11 protein-coding genes and 3 pseudogenes are annotated in these 14,632 nt (G+C 73.5%); 4 read left to right on the top strand and 10 right to left on the bottom strand.

Annotated elements, in window-relative coordinates:
* Positions 1–40: 40 nt before the first annotated feature.
* The 6 genes from ACOBQB_RS05915 to ACOBQB_RS05890 all read right to left on the bottom strand — a co-directional run bounded on the left by ACOBQB_RS05915 (position 41) and on the right by ACOBQB_RS05890 (position 6,577).
* Positions 41–703 (bottom strand): fasciclin domain-containing protein, encoded by a 663-nt coding sequence (locus ACOBQB_RS05915; RefSeq protein WP_423589328.1) that lies wholly within the window; start codon positions 701–703, stop codon positions 41–43.
* Between the two features lie 106 nt (positions 704–809).
* The gene (locus tag ACOBQB_RS05910) at positions 810–2,408 is read right to left on the bottom strand and encodes a molybdopterin-dependent oxidoreductase (RefSeq protein WP_423589327.1); all 1,599 of its coding nucleotides are present in this window, start codon (positions 2,406–2,408) and stop codon (positions 810–812) included.
* 193 nt (positions 2,409–2,601) lie between these two features.
* Complete coding sequence (locus ACOBQB_RS05905) at positions 2,602–3,378, bottom strand: anti-sigma factor (RefSeq protein WP_423589326.1); 777 nt, start codon at positions 3,376–3,378, stop codon at positions 2,602–2,604.
* Complete coding sequence (locus ACOBQB_RS05900) at positions 3,375–3,959, bottom strand: sigma-70 family RNA polymerase sigma factor (protein WP_423589325.1); 585 nt, start codon at positions 3,957–3,959, stop codon at positions 3,375–3,377. The genes ACOBQB_RS05905 and ACOBQB_RS05900 overlap by 4 nt, the downstream gene beginning before the upstream one ends.
* Before the next feature lie 142 nt (positions 3,960–4,101).
* A complete protein-coding gene (aceB, locus tag ACOBQB_RS05895; RefSeq protein WP_423589323.1) occupies positions 4,102–5,721 on the bottom strand; it encodes a malate synthase A in 1,620 nt (539 codons plus the stop codon).
* Between the two features lie 226 nt (positions 5,722–5,947).
* Entirely contained in the window at positions 5,948–6,577 is a 630-nt protein-coding gene (locus tag ACOBQB_RS05890) for a nucleotidyltransferase family protein (protein ID WP_423589322.1), read from the bottom strand.
* Positions 6,578–6,757: 180 nt separating this feature from the next.
* Between ACOBQB_RS05890 and ACOBQB_RS05885 the strand changes: the two are divergent.
* Positions 6,758–7,057, top strand: a pseudogene (locus tag ACOBQB_RS05885) (DUF5955 family protein); the annotation flags it as partial.
* Positions 7,058–7,103: 46 nt separating this feature from the next.
* On the opposite strand, the gene ACOBQB_RS05880 reads toward ACOBQB_RS05885, so the two are convergent.
* Positions 7,104–8,603 carry a PLP-dependent aminotransferase family protein gene (locus ACOBQB_RS05880; RefSeq protein ID WP_423589320.1) on the bottom strand — a complete coding sequence of 500 codons (1,500 nt, stop codon included), beginning with the start codon at positions 8,601–8,603 and terminating at the stop codon, positions 7,104–7,106.
* Positions 8,604–8,703: 100 nt separating this feature from the next.
* On the opposite strand from ACOBQB_RS05880, the gene ACOBQB_RS05875 reads away from it, so the two are divergent.
* Positions 8,704–9,234: a universal stress protein gene (locus tag ACOBQB_RS05875; protein WP_423589318.1), complete on the top strand. Its 531-nt coding sequence runs from the start codon at positions 8,704–8,706 to the stop codon at positions 9,232–9,234.
* 93 nt (positions 9,235–9,327) lie between these two features.
* On the opposite strand, the gene ACOBQB_RS05870 is transcribed toward ACOBQB_RS05875, so the two are convergent.
* Together ACOBQB_RS05870 and ACOBQB_RS05865 are read right to left on the bottom strand one after the other, a co-directional pair.
* Complete coding sequence (locus tag ACOBQB_RS05870; RefSeq protein WP_423589317.1) at positions 9,328–9,987, bottom strand: response regulator; 660 nt, start codon at positions 9,985–9,987, stop codon at positions 9,328–9,330.
* Positions 9,984–11,209, bottom strand: a pseudogene (locus tag ACOBQB_RS05865) (sensor histidine kinase). Before ACOBQB_RS05865 ends, ACOBQB_RS05870 begins: the two are co-directional and overlap by 4 nt.
* A gap of 258 nt (positions 11,210–11,467) precedes the next feature.
* Between ACOBQB_RS05865 and ACOBQB_RS05860 the strand changes: the two are divergent.
* Both ACOBQB_RS05860 and ACOBQB_RS05855 read left to right on the top strand, forming a co-directional pair.
* The gene (locus ACOBQB_RS05860) at positions 11,468–12,589 is read left to right on the top strand and encodes an ABC transporter permease (RefSeq protein ID WP_423589315.1); all 1,122 of its coding nucleotides are present in this window, start codon (positions 11,468–11,470) and stop codon (positions 12,587–12,589) included.
* 53 nt (positions 12,590–12,642) lie between these two features.
* Positions 12,643–13,350: an ABC transporter ATP-binding protein gene (locus ACOBQB_RS05855; RefSeq protein ID WP_423590430.1), complete on the top strand. Its 708-nt coding sequence runs from the start codon at positions 12,643–12,645 to the stop codon at positions 13,348–13,350.
* A gap of 441 nt (positions 13,351–13,791) precedes the next feature.
* Here ACOBQB_RS05855 and ACOBQB_RS05850 read toward each other — a convergent pair.
* Positions 13,792–14,612 (bottom strand): annotated as a pseudogene (locus tag ACOBQB_RS05850) (IclR family transcriptional regulator).
* Positions 14,613–14,632: the final 20 nt, after the last annotated feature.

Genomic DNA, 14,632 nt, shown 5'->3' with positions numbered 1-14,632 from the left:
GGCGCGCGCCGTCAGCCGGTCGCGGGAGAGCGGACGGGCGTCAGCTCTTGGGCATCAGGACCGTGTCGATGATGTGGACCTTCGCGTTGGAGGTCTCGACGTTGCCGCAGACCACGTCGGCCGAGTCGTTCACCTTGAATGACTCCCCGGAACCGGACGTCGTCAGCTTGCTCTTCTCCAGCGTGGCGTAGGAGCCCTTCTCCAGATCCTTGGGCTCAAGCTTCTCCCCGACCACGTGGTAGGTGAGGATCTTGGTGAGCTGGGCCTTGTCGCCGAGGACCTTGTCCAGGTCCGCCTTGGGGATCTTCGCGAAGGCGTCGTTCGTCGGCGCGAAGACGGTGATGTCCTCGGCGTTGTTGAGCGTGTCGACCAGACCGGCCTTCTTGACGGCCGTGACCAGGGTGGACAGCGCCGGGTTGTTCGAGGCCGCGGTGGCGACCGGGTCCTTGGCCATGCCGTCGAAGCTGCCCTCGCCGTCCTTGGGCACGGACGCGCAGGCGGGGCCGAACGGCTCCGTCATGGCGGCCGTGTCCTCGGAGGGACTCTCGTCGGCCTTCTTCTCGGCGGCCGACGACTTCGACGCGTCGGAGGACGAGGAGCTGTCCTCGCTCTCGTCCGAGCAGGCCGTGAGGGCCAGCGGGAGGAACGCGACCGAGGCGACGGCGAGAGCGGTGCGGCGCAGGCGGCGGGGTGTGGTGTTCATGGTTCTTTCTCCTGGGAGACGGCCGCGGTACGGATCTGATCCGCGGGGATTGTTTTTCTCGGGTGCGAGCGGGGGGCTCGCGCCGGTGCCGGGAGCGGGGAGGGGCTCAGTCGACGGTGACCACCACCGAATGCCATCCGCTCGCCCCGTCGGGGATCGTGCGGGTCCGCTGCTCGGTCTGGACCGTGCCCGTGCGGTCGGTCGCCCGCACGGTGAGGGTGTGGCCCCCGGGAGTGGCCTTCCACCGGAACGACCACTGGCGCCAGGTGTCCCGGGTGTCCTCGGCGGCGAGATCGGCGGGCCGCCAGGGGCCGTCGTCGACACGCACCTCGACCTTGTCGATGCCGCGGTGCTGCGCCCAGGCGACCCCGGCGACCATCACCGTGCCCGCCTTGGGCCGCGCGAAGGGCTTGGGGGTGTCGATCCGCGACTGGGTCTTGACGGGCGCCTTCCTGGCCCAGTCCCGCTGCACCCAGTACGGGTCGTAGTCGTCGAACGTGGTCAGCTCGATGTCCCTGATCCACTTACAGGCCGACACATAGCCGTACAGCCCGGGGACCAGCATGCGCACCGGGAAGCCGTGCTCGAAGGGCAGCGGCTCGCCGTTCATGCCCACGGCGAGCAGTGCGTCGCGGCCGTCCATCACGTCCTCCACGGGAGTGCCGATGGTCATGCCGTCCACGGACCGGGCCACCAGCTGGTCCGCCGGGCCGCCCCGGGACGGGGGTACGACGCCGCTCTCCTCCAGCAGCTCCGCCAACGGCACGCCGATCCAGCGGGCGTTGCCCACGTAGGGGCCGCCGACCTCGTTCGACACGCAGGTGAGCGTGATGTCCCGCTCGATCAGGTCGCGCCGCAGCAGGTCCGCGAAGGACAGGGTCCTCGCGCGCCCGACGCCCTTGCCGTGGATCCGCAGCCGCCAGGTCCAGGCGTTCACCTTGGGGACCACGAGCGCGGTGTCCACCCGGTAGAAGTCCTTGTTGGGCGTGACGAAGGAGCTGATGCCCGGCACGCGCAGCTGCGCCGTCCTCGGTGCGGGGGACGCGGCCGAGGCCGGGGCCGGGAGCGCGACGCCCGCGCGCGAGGCGACGGCGTCCTTGCCGCTCGCGGCGTTCAGCGACTTGCCGAGGACACCGGCCCCCGCCGACGCGGCCGCGGCGGCGCTCGCGGCGATGAGGAAACCGCGCCGGTCCCATCCCTCGCCGCCGGCACCGTCCGGCGTGGCCGCGGCAGCGCGTGGTACGAGGCGTCCCATCAGTACGTACAGGAGCGCGGCACCGGCGACCGAGCCCACGAGCGAGGGCACCGCGTCGACCAGGCCTGTCGAGTCCGGGCGGGTGGTCGCCGCGACCGCGCCGATCGCGCCGAAGAGCAGCACGCCCGCCGAGCCCGCCCGGCGGTGGCGCAGGGCCAGCAGGCCCAGCGCGATCGCCAGGAGGGCCAGCACGGCGAGGATGCCCGCCTGGAGGACGAGCTTGTCGTCCGTCCCGAAGCGCTGGATCGCCCAGTCCTTGACGGCGGCGGGCGTGCGGTCGATGGCGGCGCCGCCGACCGCGACCACGGGACCGGACTCGGGGCGGACCGCCGCGGACAGCAGTTCCGCCACCGCCAGCGCCGCGCATCCGGCCAGCAGCCCGCTGAGCGCACCGGCCGCCACGCGCCACCGGTCGGCGTGCCGCCGCGGGACCTTCCGTTCTGTCTTCACGTGGGGTATCCGTGGCCGACGGCCCTGCGGATGGGTGGGTTCCCCGATCGAGTGAAATCCGGTGTGCGGGGCCCTCGATGGCGGTGTCTGTGTGGTGCGTCAGTGGCGCCGCGGGGAGGGGGCGGGGGAGTGGCAGCACCGTGCGTCTGGCGCCGAACGCCCGACAGCGCCGGACCTCACGCAGCCCCGTACCTCAGGCCGGGAAAGGCATGAGCGCCACCGGTGCCGAGGTCGGCCGGGCCGAGCCGCCCGCGGGCTCCACCGTGATGCCCATGCCCCTCGCGTCGCCGACCTCGCCCCGCATCAGCACCGCCTCGGTCGGGCGGGCGGGGTCCATGAGACCGGCCGGACGCATGGCCTCGCCGTCGTCGAACCAGAGTTGGTAGACCTTGCCCCGCGGCGGCCGCGCCATGTCGCCTGCCACGAACACGGCCTTGTCGAGGCGCTTGGACACCACGACCGTGCCCCTGGCCCCGCCCTCGAACGTGCCGGTGCGGGACCTGGCGTCGGGGGCGGCCAGCACCTCCGCGAGTTCCTGCGACCGCTGCCCGGCCTGCTCCTGGGCCTGCCGGGCCTGCTCGCGTGCGTCCTGCGCCCGCTGGTGCTGCCAGACCGCCGTGCCCCCGAAGGCCACGGCCGCGGCGAGGCACGCCGCCAGGGCCCAGCGGGAGGCGTCGCGCGCCCCGCGTGCCCTGCGCGGCTTCGTACCCGTACTCGCGTCCGGTTCGCCGTGCGGTACGTCCTGACGGACCGTGGCGATGCGTGCGAGCACCTCGTCCTTCATGGCACGGCGGGGTGCGACGGCCGCCGCCGTCGCGAGCCGCGCGACGGTCGCGGTCAGCTCCCGTACCTCCTGGGCGCACGGCGGGCAGAGCGCGAGGTGCTCCTCGAACCGGGCACGTTCGGCGTCGTCCAGCGCGTTCGCGGCGTACGCACCCGTGAGGGTGTGCAGATCGGCGGTGGCGCTCACGCGTTCACCCCCAGGCAGTCGCGCAGCCGGATGAGTCCGTCGCGCAGGCGGGTCTTGACCGTGCCCAAGGGCAGGGCGAGGAGTTCGGCGACCTGCCGGTAGGTCAGGCCGCGGTAGTAGGCGAGCGTCACCGACTGACGCTGGACCTCGGTCAGGGCGCGCAGGCACCGGCGCACCTGTTCCCGCTCCAGATGGGTCTCCACCTCCTCGCTGACCTCGTCGAACTCCGGGGTGCGGGAGAGCAGGGCGGCCTTGTGCTCGCGGGCCGCCGACGCCTCCACCGAGCGGACGCGGTCCACCGCGCGACGGTGGGCGAGGGTGAGCACCCAGTTCATCGCCGTGCCGAGGTCGGGCCGGTAGCGGGGCGCGGTGCGCCACACCTCGACCAGTACTTCCTGCGTGACTTCCTCGGACTGGGCGTGGTCGCGCAGCACCCCGCGGACGACGCCGAGGACGGGGCCCGCCACGGCGTCGTAGACACCGGAGAAGGCCTGCTGATCGCCGCGGGCGACGCGGGCGACCAGCTCTTGGAGGTCGGGTCCGGGCGCTGACCGGGAGCCGATGCGGACGACATCATTCACGCGGTGATCCTTCAGGACGCGGGTCGGCGTACATGGGTGATACGTAGCCGACGGCGCCCCGGATTGCCCGCTGACGCACGCGATCCGCCCCCGGCGCTGTGCGGTGCCGGGGGCGGATCGGGAGACGTACGCGCGACAGGTGTCAGCGCAGCTGCTCGTAAGCCGGGAGCGTCAGGAAGTCCGCGTAGTCCTCGTCCAGGGAGACCTGGAGGAGGAGGTCGTGGGCCTGCTGCCACTTGCCGGCCGCGAACGCCTCGTCGCCGATCTCGGCGCGGATGGCGTCGAGTTCCCGCGCCGCCACCTCACGGGCGAGGTCCGCGGTCGCGGTCTCGCCGTTCTCGAAGACGACACCGGCGTTGATCCACTGCCAGATCTGCGAGCGCGAGATCTCCGCGGTGGCGGCGTCCTCCATGAGGTTGAAGATGGCGACGGCGCCGAGGCCGCGCAGCCACGCCTCGATGTAGCGGATGCCGACCTGGACGGCGTTGACCAGGCCCTCGTACGTGGGCTTCGCGTCGAGGGAGTCGATGGCGATGAGGTCGGCGGCCGAGACGCGCACGTCCTCGCGCAGCCGGTCCTTCTGGTTCGGCTTGTCGCCGAGCACCGCGTCGAAGGACTTCATGGCGATCGGGACCAGGTCCGGGTGCGCCACCCAAGAACCGTCGAAGCCGTCGCCGGCCTCGCGGTCCTTGTCGTTCTTGACCTTCTCGAACGCGACCTTGTTGACCTCCGCGTCCTTGCGGGACGGGATGAACGCCGCCATGCCGCCGATCGCGTGCGCGCCGCGCTTGTGGCAGGTGCGCACGAGGAGTTCGGTGTACGCGCGCATGAACGGGGCGGTCATCGTGACCTGGTTGCGGTCCGGCAGGACGAACTTCTCGCCGCCGTCACGGAAGTTCTTGACGATGGAGAAGAGGTAGTCCCAGCGGCCCGCGTTGAGGCCCGAGGCGTGGTCACGCAGCTCGTAGAGGATTTCCTCCATCTGGTACGCGGCGGTGATCGTCTCGATCAGGACGGTCGCGCGGACCGTGCCCTGCGGGATGCCGACGTAGTCCTGGGCGAAGACGAAGATGTCGTTCCAGAGGCGCGCCTCCAGGTACGACTCCGTCTTCGGGAGGTAGAAGTACGGGCCCTTGCCGAGCTCGATGAGCCGCTTGGCGTTGTGGAAGAAGTACAGGCCGAAGTCGACGAGCGCGCCGGGGACCGGGCGGCCCGCCACCTGGAGGTGGCGCTCGTCCAGGTGCCAGCCGCGCGGGCGCATGACGACCGTGGCGAGCTCGCCGGCGTCCTTGAGGGCGTACGACTTGCCGGTGCGCTCGTCGGTGAAGTCGATGCGGCGCTCGTAGGCGTCGGTGAGGTTGAGCTGGCCGAGGACCACGTTCTCCCAGGTGGGCGCGGAGGCGTCCTCGAAGTCGGCGAGCCAGACCTTGGCGCCCGAGTTCAGGGCGTTGATGGTCATCTTGCGGTCGGTCGGACCCGTGATCTCCACCCGGCGGTCGTTCAGCGCGGCCGGGGCCGGGGCGACCTTCCAGGAGTCGTCCGCGCGGATCGCGGCGGTCTCCGGGAGGAAGTCGAGGGTGGAGGTGGTGGCGATCTCGGCACGGCGCTCGGCACGCCGGGCGAGGAGCTCGTCACGCCGGGGCGTGAACAGCCGGTGCAGCTCGGCCACAAAGGCGAGGGCCGCGTCGGTGAGCACCTCTTCCTGCCGGGGCAGGGGCTCTGCGTCGACGATGGCCAGCGGCGACGGCGCTAGTGCGGACATGAGCTGTCACTTCCTTCAGAGAGCTGCACGGACGGTGCCGGGCGAGCCGCCGGGCAGACGCGATGGCACTGAGTGCCACGGGGGCCGAGGTACGGCTGCGGGGCCCCGTCCGAGGGAACGGGCCTTCTGGTCAGTGGATACTAGTTTCCTCATGGTGGAAGTTCAATCGTTTGTTGATGTCGAGATTCTTTTCGTCGACAGAACGTGTCGCTGAGTGCCACCCCGGTCACTCCAAGTGGATCAGGTCCGCCGCCGTGTCGATGTCATACGCCTCGGCCACCTCCCCGCACTCGATCAGCGTGACAGCGGCGGCATGCGCCCGCAGATAGTCGCGTGCCCCCCGGTCGCCGACCGCGGTCGCCTCGATGCCCGCCCAGTGCGCGGAACCGAACAGCACGGGATGGCCGCGCACCCCGTCGTACGCGGCCGCCGCGAGCGTCGACGGCGACCGGTAGGCGTCCCGCACGCGCGCCGTCGCCGCCGCGCCGATGCCCGGCTGGTCGACGAGCGAGACCAGCGCCGCGTCCGCCCCCGTGTCCCGGAGCGAGGCCAGGCCGGCCCGGAGGGACGATCCCATGCCCTGCTCCCACTCCGGATTGTCGACCAGGACGCAGCCGGGCAGCGAGGCACGCGCGCGTACGGTGTCGGCGGCGGCGCCCAGGACGACGTGCACCCGCGTGCAGCCGGCCTCGCGCAGCACCGCCACCGCGTGCTCCACCAAGGGGCGGCCCCGGTGCTCCAGGAGCGCCTTCGGTCGCCCGCCGAGGCGCCGCCCGCCGCCGGCCGCCAGCAGCAGCCCGGTGACTTCGGCGGCGTCCGTGGCCTTGGGGCGCGCGTTCATCGGTTCTGTCGTCATGCCTCTTGGATACACCCGATCGGGGCAGCCCGTTCCGGCCGCGGCCACGGCCGGAAAGTGGCGCTGCCCATGTCGGGGGCGGTTTACTGATCTGCGGCCCCCGGCGCCTGACCAGCGCCACCCGGGGCCGCCGGAAGACGCACGAGAACAGCCGCACGAAGGCGTGCGAGGGGGAGAACTGTGTTGCGAAGCGTGGGGCAGAGACGAGTGACGGGCAGCGACGAGGACCCCCGGGTGGCCGAACTGCGCACCGCCGTGTCCCGGCTGCGCCGTGAACTGGCCGCGCACCCGATCGAATTCACCGACCGGGGCATCGCCGAGGACGAACTGGCGGCACTCGCCGCGATGGCCGACGGCGGCACCCCGGAGATCCCCCGCCTGCGGCGCTCTCTGCTCCTCGTAGCGGGCGCGATCGGCTCGGTCAGCGCGTTGGCGCCGGGCCTGGCGGGGGTGCGGGGGGCGGTGGAGATGTTCGGCGAGGCGGGGGACGCTGAGGGGTGGGGGCAAGGGCGGGGGCGCGTTGCCGTTATGCCACCCAGTGGCGGCGACCCGTGTCGTCACCTGCGGTTCGCAGGTCCTCCGTCGATGCCGCCGCCAGGCGGGACACCGCCTGTTCCAGGAGATCGGGCGGCAGCGTGTACGGGATGCGCAGGCGGTGTTCGTGTGTGCCCGGGTCCGCCCCGAAGCGTGAACCGCCCTCGATCCGTACGCCGTGCGCGAGCGCCGCGCGGGCCAGGGAAGACGCCACCGGGCGTCCCAGGTCCACCCAGAGCGAGAGGCCGCCCGGCGGCAGCCGCCAGTGCCACTCCGGGAGGTGGTGGGCCAGCGCCGCCGCGAGCGCGTCCCGCTGCGCCCGCAGCCGCGGCAGCCGCTCGCGCAGTACGTCGTCCATGCCCCGCAGCAGATGGAGCGCCACCAACTGCTCGATGACGGGCGTCGCCATGTCGACCGGCACCCGCGCCATCGCCAGCTCGGTGATCAGCTTCGAGCCCGCCCGCACCCAGCCGATCCGCAGCCCGCCCCAGTGCGACTTGCTCAACGACCCCACCGTGACCACCTGTTCACCCGCGCCGAACGGCGCGAGCGAGGCGAACGGCGCGGGCGGCGGGACGTCCAGCGCGATGTCGGCGATGGTCTCGTCGACCAGCAGCCAGGTGCCCGTGGCGCGGGCCGTCTCCAGGATGCGCACCCGCTGCTCGCGCGGCATCAGCCGCCCCGTCGGATTCTGGAAGTCCGGGACGAGGTACGCGATACGGGGCGCCGCCTGCCGCAGCGAGGACTCGACGAGCCCGCTGTCCCAGCCGTCGTCCGTGACCGGCACCGGCACCGCGCGCAGGCCCGCGCCGCGGATCGCGTCCAGGGCGTTCGGGTACGAGGGGTTCTCCACCAGGACCCGGTCGCCCTGCCTGCCGAGCAGCGTCAGGGTCAGGGACAGCGCGTGCTGCGCGCCCGTGGTGATCAGGATCTGATCGGGGAGCGTGGGCAGGCCACGCCGTGTGAACCGCTCGGCGACCGCCGCCCGCAACTCCGGTATGCCGTAAGGGTGATACCCCGGCGTCGGCGCGTGCCCGGCCAGCATCGCGCCCGCCGCGCCGAGCGCCGCGCTCAGCTCCGCCTCCGGGGCCCCGGGCGCCGCCACCGCCAGGTCGAGCACGTCGTCGCCCACCAGCAACGCCGCCACGCTGGACGGCCGCTGCCCCTCCGGCAGCTCGGTCCAGGTGCCCGCGCCGCGACGGCTGCGCGCGTAGCCGCCCTCGCGCAGGACGTCGTACGCCGCCGTGACGGTGGCCCGGCTCACCGACAGGGCCGCGGCCAGCTCGCGCTCGGCGGGCAGCCGGGTGTGCAGGGGGACGCGGCCGTCGAGCAGGAGGGTACGTACGCCCTGGGCGAGCGCGCGGTAGCCGGGGCGCCGGCCCGCGGTGCCGGTCAGCAGATCGGCCAGCCGGCGGCTGCCCAGCCTTCGGTCCACCCTCCTGGACGCGCTGCCCACGCTGTCCATGCTCTGGACCGCTCGTGCCTCTGCCATGCCAACTCCCGCCGATTGGCCCTGCTCTCCAGGCCAATCAGCGTACAGACTCCCTTCCCGTCGGCTTCAGTCAGCTTGTTTGGCCTGGGAGGGGCACCCGATGGGGTGGACGCGGAACGGAACCGGAACCGAGCGTGTGTGCGGGCGTGTGGTCGTCGGGGTGAGCGGCTCGCCGGCGAGCCTCGCGGCGTTGCGCGTCGCCGCCGAAGAGGCCCGGCGCAGCCGGCGCGTGCTCGTCGCGGTGACCGCCTGGGAGCCGCCGGAGGGCGAGGCGCTGCATCTGCGCCACCCCGACCGGGAGTGGGCCCGCCACTGGTGGGGCGAGGCGCGGACCCGCCTCGACCGCGCCTTCGACGACGTCTTCGGCGGTGCGGCGCCCGGCGTCAGGACGGAGCGCCGGGTGATCCGGGCCCGCCCGGTCCGGGCCCTGAGCGAACTCGCCGCCCACCCCGACGACCTCCTGGTCCTCGGCACCCGCCCCGGCAGACACCGCCCGACCCGGATCCACCGCCGCGTCCGCTCCCGCACCGACTGCCCGATCCTCACGGTCCCGGCCCCGACGGTGCCGCGGCGCCTGCGCAGGGCGTTGCGCGACATGACGGCGGAGGACTTCGCGCTGGCGGGGGAGTGAGCCGGCGGGGTGAGCCGGCGGGGGAGTGCGAGTGGCAGGCTCCGGTCGTGCGAGCCGCAGGTCCTGGGCGGGTGAGGTCCTGGGCGGGTGAGGTCAGGGGCGGCTGCGGATCAGGCCACGGGCGGTGGCCGCGGCGACCGCCGCCGTGCGGGAGTCCACGCCGAGCTTGGCGTAGATGTGCACCAGGTGGGATTTCACCGTGGCCTGGCTCAGGAACAGCTCCTTGCTGATCCGCTGGTTCGACAGGCCGTCCTTCACCAGGCGCAGCACCTCCAGCTCGCGGCGGCTCAGCGCCTCCGCCGGCGCCCGCATCCGGTCCATCAGCCGGTGCGCGATCGCGGGCGCGAGGGCCGACCGCCCCGACGCCGCCGTGCGGACCGCCGCGGCCAGTTCCTCGGGCGGCGCGTCCTTCAGGAGGTAGCCCGCCGCGCCCGCCTCCACCGCAGCGAGGATGTCCGCGTCCGTGTCGTACGTGGTGAGGACCAGGACCCGCGGCGCCCCTTCGCGCGCGGTGATCGCGGCCGTCGCCTCGGCGCCATGCATCCCCGCGCCGAACTGGAGGTCCATGAGGACCACGTCCACGCGCTGCGGCCCAACTGCCGCGGCCCGCTCCACCGCCGCCTCCGCCGTCGCCGCCTCGGCGACGATCTCGAAGTCCGGCTCCGCGTCGAGGACCGCGCGCAGACCCGCCCGTACGACGGGGTGGTCGTCGGCGAGCAACAGCCGGACCGCCGCTCCCGGTTCCCGCGTCACGCCGCGGCCTCCTCGGGCCGTGCGGGCGCCGCGGGCAGCGGCAAGGGCAGCGAGATCGCGACGGCCGTGCCCTGACCGGGGGCGGACTCGACCGTGAACGTGCCGCCCAACGACTCGGCCCGCGCCCGCATCGCGGGGAGCCCGAAGCCGGAGTCGGCGTCGCCGAGGCCCCCGCCGGGGTCGCCGTCGCGCGGGGCGGTGCCGACGCCGCCCGCCGGGTCGAAGCCGCGGCCGTCGTCCACCACGTCCAGCGTGACCGACGCGTCCATGAACGTCAGCGTGATCTCGGCGCGGGCCGCCTCCGCGTGCCGCGCCGTGTTCGCCAGGGCGGACTGCGCGACGCGCAGCAGCGCCACCTCGTACGGCGTGGGCAGCTCGGTCGGCGTGCCGCTCACGGAGAACCGGACACGCGGCGCCGTGCTCGACGCGCTCAGCCGCTCCAGGGCCCCGGCGAGCGAACCGCGCTCCAGATCGGGCGGCGACAGCGCGCGTACGAACCGGCGGGCCTCGGCCAGGTTGTCCTGCGCCGCCGCCCGCGCCCGCTCGATGTGCGGGGCGGCGGCGGAGCCGTCCGGCAGCGCGCGCTGCGCGGCCCGCAGCAGCAACTGGATCGATGACAGGCCCTGCGCGAGCGTGTCGTGGATCTCCCGGGCCAGCCGTTCCCGCTCCGCCAGCGTGCCCGCCGTCCGCTCGGCGGCGGCCAGTTCGGCGCGGGTGGCCATCAGCTCGTCGATCAGCTCCCGGCGGCGTTCGCTCTCCCGGTACAGCGTCTCGTAGCCGAGGACCGTGACCACGGCCACCGCCGCGCCGAGCAGCGGCCCTATGAAACTGCCCGGCGTCACCCGTGAACTGTGCACCAGGAAGCTCCCGATGGCGGCCGCCGCCGTGACGAGCACCGCGGGCAGCGCCCAGCGGATCGGCAGCAGGTGCAGTTGCAGGAAGTAGAGCGGGAACGCGGTCCACAGCCCGTCCGGGGAGAGCGCCAGCAATACCAGCCAGGCCGCGGCCAGCGCCACCAGCCACCATGCCGCCGCGCGGCGCGAGCGGGCCACGGCCGCGCTGCGCGTACCCGCCGCGTATACGGCCGCCATGAGCAGCGCCGCGGCGACGACTCCGGCGGGGTGCGCCGCGCCGGCGCCGTCAGCGCCTTGACCGCGGTCAGCGTGAGCAGGCCGGCGAGCAGGGCGTGCAGGCAGAGGCGGAGGGTGGGGGCGACGGGGATGGGGACGGTGACGGGGGCGGGGGCGGTGACGGGGGCGGTGACGGGGGCGGTGGGGAGCGGGTTCGTGCGTGTTCCGGGCATGTGGTTCCGGTGGGGTGCGGTCTGGGTGCGGTCTGGGGGCTGTGGGCCTTCCACCGTACGGGTGCCGGTTGCCGGGACCGTCAACCAAAAGGTTGAAAGGGCGCTCCGCACTTCGATTCGGGTGAACCGTGCTGTGGCGCGATGCCCGGTCCGGGCCCCGGGACACAGGGTGGGGGCATGTTCGTCGCATGGAGAGACCTGCGGTTCGCCAAGGGGCGGTTCGCCCTGATGGGGGCCGTCGTCGTACTCATCACTCTGCTCGTCGGTCTGCTGTCCGGGCTGACCGAGGGGCTGGCCAGGGAGAACACCTCGGCCATCACCGGCCTGCCCGCCGACCACCTGGCGTTCGCCGCGCCGCCCGACGGCCGGTCCGTCTCCTTCACCGGTTCGCTGGTGCCCCAGCGGGCCTGGGAGGAGTGGGCCAAGCGGCCCGGCGTGACCTCCGCGCAACCCATCGGCATCAGCACCCTGAACGCCACCTCGGGCGAGCGGTCTGGCGCGGTCTCCGCCTTCGGCGTCGAGCCGGACTCCGGGATCGCGCCGGACGGCGTCGCGCCGGGGCGGGCGGTGCTCTCCGCGAAGGCCGCCGACGAGCTGGGAGCCGGTGTCGGTGACGGTGTCCGGCTGGGGAGCACCGGCGTCGAGGCGCGGGTCGCGCGGGTCGCGTCCGACGCCTCGTACAGCCATACGCCCGTCGTGTGGGTCTCCCTCGACGATTGGCAGCGGCTCGGGCGCGGCGGGACGTTCGGGGATGAGCAGGAGCAGGAGCAGGAGCAGGAGCAGGCGCAGGCGCAGGCGACGGTGATCGCACTGCGGACCGGGGGCGGCGTCGATCTGGCGGCCGGGGACGAGGCCGCCGGGACCGAGACGAAGTCGCTCGACGGCGCGCTCACCGCCATCGGCTCCTACCAGGCCGAGAACGGCTCCCTGCAGTTGATGCGGGGCTTCTTGTTCGTGATCTCCGCGCTGGTCATAGGGGCGTTCTTCACCGTGTGGACGATCCAGCGGGGCGCCGACATCGCCGTCCTGAAGGCACTCGGCGCCTCCACGGCCTATCTGCTGCGGGACGCGCTCGGGCAGGCCGTCGCGATGCTCGTCGCCGGTACGGCGGTGGGGACCGGGATCGCGGTCGCGGTGGGCGGGGCCATCAGCGGCGGCGACGTCCCGTTCGTCCTGGAGCCGTCGACCGTGCTGTGGCCCGCCGCGGTGATGGTCGCGCTGGGCGTGGTCGGGGCCGGTCTTTCCGTACGGCGGATCACCGCCGTTGATCCGTTGGTCGCGTTGGGGAGTGCTCGATGAGTTCGGTCGGTCAGTCGGGGTCGGGGTCGGTGGCGGTGGCGGCGTCGGGGGCGATCTCGTTGCTGCTGGAGGACGTCACGCTTACGTATCCCGACGGCGCGGGGCGCTTGACCGCGCTGGACGGGGTGGGGCTCGCTGTGCCGGGAGGGACCCTGACCGCGGTGGTGGGGCCGTCCGGGTCCGGCAAGTCCAGCCTGCTCGCCGTCGCGGCGACGCTGGTCACGCCCGACCGGGGGCGGGTCGTGGTGGACGGCGTGGAGACGGCGGCGCTGAGCCGGGCCGAGAAGGCGGAGCTGCGGCGGCGGCGCCTCGGCATCGTCTTCCAGCAGCCGAATCTACTGGCGTCGCTGACGGCGGTGGAGCAGCTGGAGTTGATGGCGCACGTGGACGGGCGGCGCGGGCGACGTGCGGCGGGGCGGGTCCGGGAACGGGCGCGGGAGCTGTTGGTCTCGGTGGGCCTTGAGGGGGAGGCGGGCCGGCGCCCGCATCAGCTGTCCGGCGGGCAGCGGCAGCGGGTGGGGATCGCGCGGGCGCTGATGAACGGGCCGGCGGTGCTGCTGGTCGATGAGCCGACCAGTGCGTTGGATCATGAACGGGGGGCTGCGGTGCTGGAGTTGTTGGCGGGGCTGACGCGGGAGCGGGGGACGGCGACGGTACTGGTCACGCATGACCGCGCGGGACTTGCGGTGGCGGACCGGGTGGTGGGGATGGTGGACGGGCGGTTGCGGGCCGGGGCCGGGGCGGGGGCGGGGTTGGCTTAGGCCGTCGTCGTCGTGTGGGGCGGGAGGCGGGGGGCGCCTTGGGGGGCGGCTGGGGTGTGCGGGTGTGGTGCGGGCCGGGCGCCTTGGGTTCGTCGGGAGGACGGGGCCGCGGGGGTATGTCCGTGCTCGCTATCTTGGCGTGGGGCCTTTGCTGCTTCGGCGCCCTGGTGACCACCACTGTGCTCCGCGCGCACATACCCCCGCGTCCCCTCGGGCGCGTACGCGGCCGCGGGCCGTCGTCGGCCTGTGCCCGTCGGGCGGTACCCTGCCCAGCTCTGCCCTGCCCTGCCCTGCTCACGGGGGGGGGGGGGCTGGCTGCGGGCGGTGCCCCCGCCCTCCTGCTTCTACCTCGACGTCTCGACGCCGAGTTTCGGGGGGTGGGTGACATCCGCCGCGGAGCGGCGGGGGAGGGGATGCCGCCGGGCACTCTGGGGTGTTCCGTCAGGCGGAAGTGGCTGGGCCTGCGCTGACCAGGGCCGCGGAGAGTTCCACCGCCACCTGTTGCAGCACCGGCACGATCCTCTCCGTCGCCACCTCCGTCACCCGTCCCGCCGGCCGGAGATCGAGATCGCCGCCGCCGTGGGCGAGTTGGGCACCGGCACGGCAAGGCACCGTACGCCGATCTCCTGTTCGTTGTCGTCGACGGCGTACCCCGCCCGGCGGACCTCCTCAAGCGCGTCGAGGAATCCGTCCGGCGTCGTGATCGTCTTCTCCGTGGCCGCCGGCATCCCCGTACGGGCCAGCAGCGCCCGCACCTCCTCCGGCGGCGTGTGCGCCAGCAGCGCCTTGCCGACCCCCGTGGAGTGCGGCAGGACCCGCCGGCCGACCTCGGTGAACATCCGCATGGAGTGCTTGGACGGCACCTGCGCGACGTACACGATCTCGTCGCCGTCGAGCAGCGCCATGTTGGCCGTCTCGCCGGTCTCCTCGACGAGCCGCGCCAGATACGGCCGCGCCCACGTGCCGAGCAGCCGCGAGGCCGATTCGCCGAGGCGGATCAGGCGCGGGCCGAGCGAGTAGCGGCGGTTGGCCTGCTGACGTACGTACCCGCAGGCGACGAGCGTGCGCATGAGGCGGTGGATCGTGGGGAGGGGAAGGCCGCTGCTCGCGGAGAGTTCGCTGAGGCCGACCTCGCCACCCGCGTCCGCCATCCGTTCGAGCAGATCGAAGGCGCGCTCAAGTGACTGGACGCCACCGCTCGCGGCGGGGGGCTTCGAGGCGGCGACTTCAGCAGGGGCGTCGTTGGCGCTTGACGTCGGCACGGCGCGTTCCTTTCGGTGCT

This window comes from Streptomyces sp. G5(2025) (assembly GCF_049542075.1).
In the GTDB taxonomy this organism is placed as follows: domain Bacteria; phylum Actinomycetota; class Actinomycetes; order Streptomycetales; family Streptomycetaceae; genus Streptomyces.
Note: the sequence above shows the minus strand (reverse complement) of the source record. Positions and strands in the feature narration are given on the sequence as shown.